The 3,555-nt window shown below is 56.5% G+C and carries 2 rRNA genes; both read right to left on the reverse strand.

Going from position 1 to position 3,555, the window contains the following annotated elements:
• Positions 1-4: 4 nt before the first annotated feature.
• Positions 5-121 (reverse strand): 5S ribosomal RNA (gene rrf / locus ACWIFB_RS17160).
• Positions 122-220: 99 nt separating this feature from the next.
• A 23S ribosomal RNA gene (locus tag ACWIFB_RS17165) occupies positions 221-3,318 on the reverse strand.
• Between the last annotated feature and the right edge of the window lie 237 nt (positions 3,319-3,555).

A 3,555-nucleotide genomic window follows, 5' to 3' on the forward strand; every position in this document is an offset into this window, starting at 1 on the left:
TTGTGTTCGGCGGTGACCTACTCTCCCACACCCTCGCGAGTGCAGTACCATCGGCGCTGGCAGGCTTAGCTTCCGGGTTCGGAATGGGACCGGGCGTTTCCCTGCCGCTATGGCCGCCGTAACTCTGTGAAACAAGGCCCGGCCACACGTGTGTGTGGCGGGTGTGTTGTTTCAGATACTGCACAGTGGACGCGAACTTGTCTTTTTGAAAACTTGTTGTGTGTGTAAGCCCTCGGCCTATTAGTACCGGTCACCTCCACGCATTGCTGCGCTTCCAGTTCCGGCCTATCAACCCCATGGTCTGTGGGGGGCCTTAACCACGCGATGGTGGTGAGAAACCTCATCTTGGAACAGGCTTCCCGCTTAGATGCTTTCAGCGGTTATCCCTTCCGAACGTAGCTAACCAGCGATGCTCCTGGTGGAACAACTGGCACACCAGAGGTTCGTCCGTCCCGGTCCTCTCGTACTAGGGACAGCTTTCCGCAAGTTTCTTACGCGCGCGGCGGATAGAGACCGAACTGTCTCACGACGTTCTAAACCCAGCTCGCGTGCCGCTTTAATGGGCGAACAGCCCAACCCTTGGGACCTACTCCAGCCCCAGGATGCGACGAGCCGACATCGAGGTGCCAAACCATCCCGTCGATATGGACTCTTGGGGAAGATCAGCCTGTTATCCCCGGGGTACCTTTTATCCGTTGAGCGACACCGCTTCCACTTGCCGGTGCCGGATCACTAGTCCCGACTTTCGTCCCTGCTCGACGTGTCAGTCTCACAGTCAAGCTCCCTTGTGCACTTGCACTCAACACCTGATTGCCATCCAGGCTGAGGGAACCTTTGGGCGCCTCCGTTACTCTTTGGGAGGCAACCGCCCCAGTTAAACTACCCACCAGGCACTGTCCCTAACCCAGATCATGGGCCGAGGTTAGACGGTCAATACGATCAGAGTGGTATTTCAACAACGACTCCACACACACTGGCGTGCATGCTTCACAGTCTCCCACCTATCCTACACAAACCGAATCGAACGCCAATACCAAGCTATAGTAAAGGTCCCGGGGTCTTTTCGTCCTGCCGCGCGTAACGAGCATCTTTACTCGTAGTGCAATTTCGCCGAGTCTGTGGTCGAGACAGCAGAGAAGTCGTTACGCCATTCGTGCAGGTCGGAACTTACCCGACAAGGAATTTCGCTACCTTAGGATGGTTATAGTTACCACCGCCGTTTACTGGGGCTTAAATTCTCAGCTTCGCCTTGCGGCTAACCGGTCCTCTTAACCTTCCAGCACCGGGCAGGCGTCAGTCCGTATACATCGACTTACGTCTTCGCACGGACCTGTGTTTTTAGTAAACAGTCGCTTCTCTCTGGTCTCTGCGACCACCCCCAGCTCAGGCCGTAAAGACCGTCACCGGGCGTGGTCCCCCTTCTCCCTAAGTTACGGGGGCATTTTGCCGAGTTCCTTAACCACAGTTCTCTCGATCGCCTTGGTATTCTCTACCTGACCACCTGTGTTGGTTTGGGGTACGGGCCGTGTATGAACTCACTAGAGGCTTTTCTCGGCAGCATAGGATCACTGAATTCCCCACAACGGGTATGCATCAAGTCTCAGCCTTCATGCGACACGGATTTGCCTATGTCGCGGCCTACACTCTTACACCAGTACAACCACTGACTGGCCCAGCTACCTTCCTGCGTCACCCCATCGCTTGGCTACTACCAGATCAGGTCCCGCGCATCCACCTCACGACACCCCGAAGGGTGTTCCAGAGGATTCAGGGCGGTTAGTATCACTGATTCACCATGGGCGCGCATACACGGGTACGGGAATATCAACCCGTTGTCCATCGACTACGCCTGTCGGCCTCGCCTTAGGTCCCGACTCACCCTGGGCAGATTAGCTTGACCCAGGAACCCTTGGTCATCCGGCGGACGAGTTTCTCACTCGTCATTCGCTACTCATGCCTGCATTCTCACTCGTGTGGCCTCCACACCTGGATCACTCCGGCGCTTCTATGGCCACACGACGCTCCCCTACCCACCCACACACCTGCCCGGAGGAGGTTATTGTGTGAGTGCCGCGGCTTCGGCGGTGTACTTGAGCCCCGCTACATTGTCGGCGCAGGACCACTTGACCAGTGAGCTATTACGCACTCTTTCAAGGGTGGCTGCTTCTAAGCCAACCTCCTGGCTGTCTCAGCGATCCCACATCCTTTTCCACTTAGTACACGCTTAGGGGCCTTAGCCGGCGATCTGGGCTGTTTCCCTCTCGACTACGAAGCTTATCCCCCGCAGTCTCACTGCCGCACTCTCACACCTCGGCATTCGGAGTTTGGCTGACGTCAGTAACCTTGTAGGGCCCATCGGCCATCCAGTAGCTCTACCTCCGAGGTGAAACATGCGACGCTGCACCTAAATGCATTTCGGGGAGAACCAGCTATCACGGAGTTTGATTGGCCTTTCACCCCTACCCACAACTCATCCCCTCAGTTTTCAACCTAAGTGGGTTCGCGCCTCCACGACGTCTTACCGTCGCTTCACACTGGCCATGGGTAGATCACTCCGCTTCGGGTCTAGAGCATGCCACTACAAACGCCCTATTCGGACTCGCTTTCGCTACGGCTTCCCCACACGGGTTAACCTCGCGACATACCACTAACTCGCAGGCTCATTCTTCAAAAGGCACGCCATCAGCCCTAAAGCCTCTGACGGTTTGTAAGCACACGGTTTCAGGTACTATTTCACTCCCCTCCCGGGGTACTTTTCACCATTCCCTCACGGTACTAATCCGCTATCGGTCACCAAGAAGTATTTAGGCTTACCGGGTGGTCCCGGCAGATTCACAGCAGATTTCACGGGCCCGCTGCTACTTGGGTACACAAATCGCTCCGCCACAAGGCTTTCAGGTACGGGACTCTCACCCTCTCCGGCCGACCCTTCCAAGTCGTTCCCCTAACCCGCGATCAATCAGCGCCCGGTCCGGCAGAACCAAGGACATCATGCCCCACAACACCACACACGCAACCCCTGCCGGGTATCACACGCATGCGGTTTAGCCTACTCCGCGTTCGCTCGCCGCTACTGACGGAATCACTGTTGTTTTCTCTTCCTGCGGGTACTGAGATGTTTCACTTCCCCGCGTTCCCTCCACACACCCTATGTATTCAGATGCGGGTAACACGCCATCACGCGTGCTGGGTTTCCCCATTCGGACACCCTCGGATCACAGCTCGTTTGGCAGCTCCCCGAGGCTTATCGCAGCCTACTACGTCCTTCATCGGCTCTTGGTGCCAAGGCATCCACCGTGTGCTCTTACACACTTACATTCACAAAACAATTAAAGATGCTCGCGTCCACTGTGCAGTTCTCAAACAACACACACCAACCCCACCCACACCCAGGCCGCAAGGCCACAAGCATCTCGGGAATCAGTGCCATCAGAAACAACCCGAACCCCCACAGGGGCTCAACGGTGCTGTTTCAGACACCCAACAGTGTGTTTCATCCGGACCACGCTCCCCCACACACGCCAGCCCTGAGCCGGCGCCATGAGATCACAGCGA

The sequence above is a fragment of the Dietzia sp. NPDC055340 genome (genome assembly GCF_053645335.1).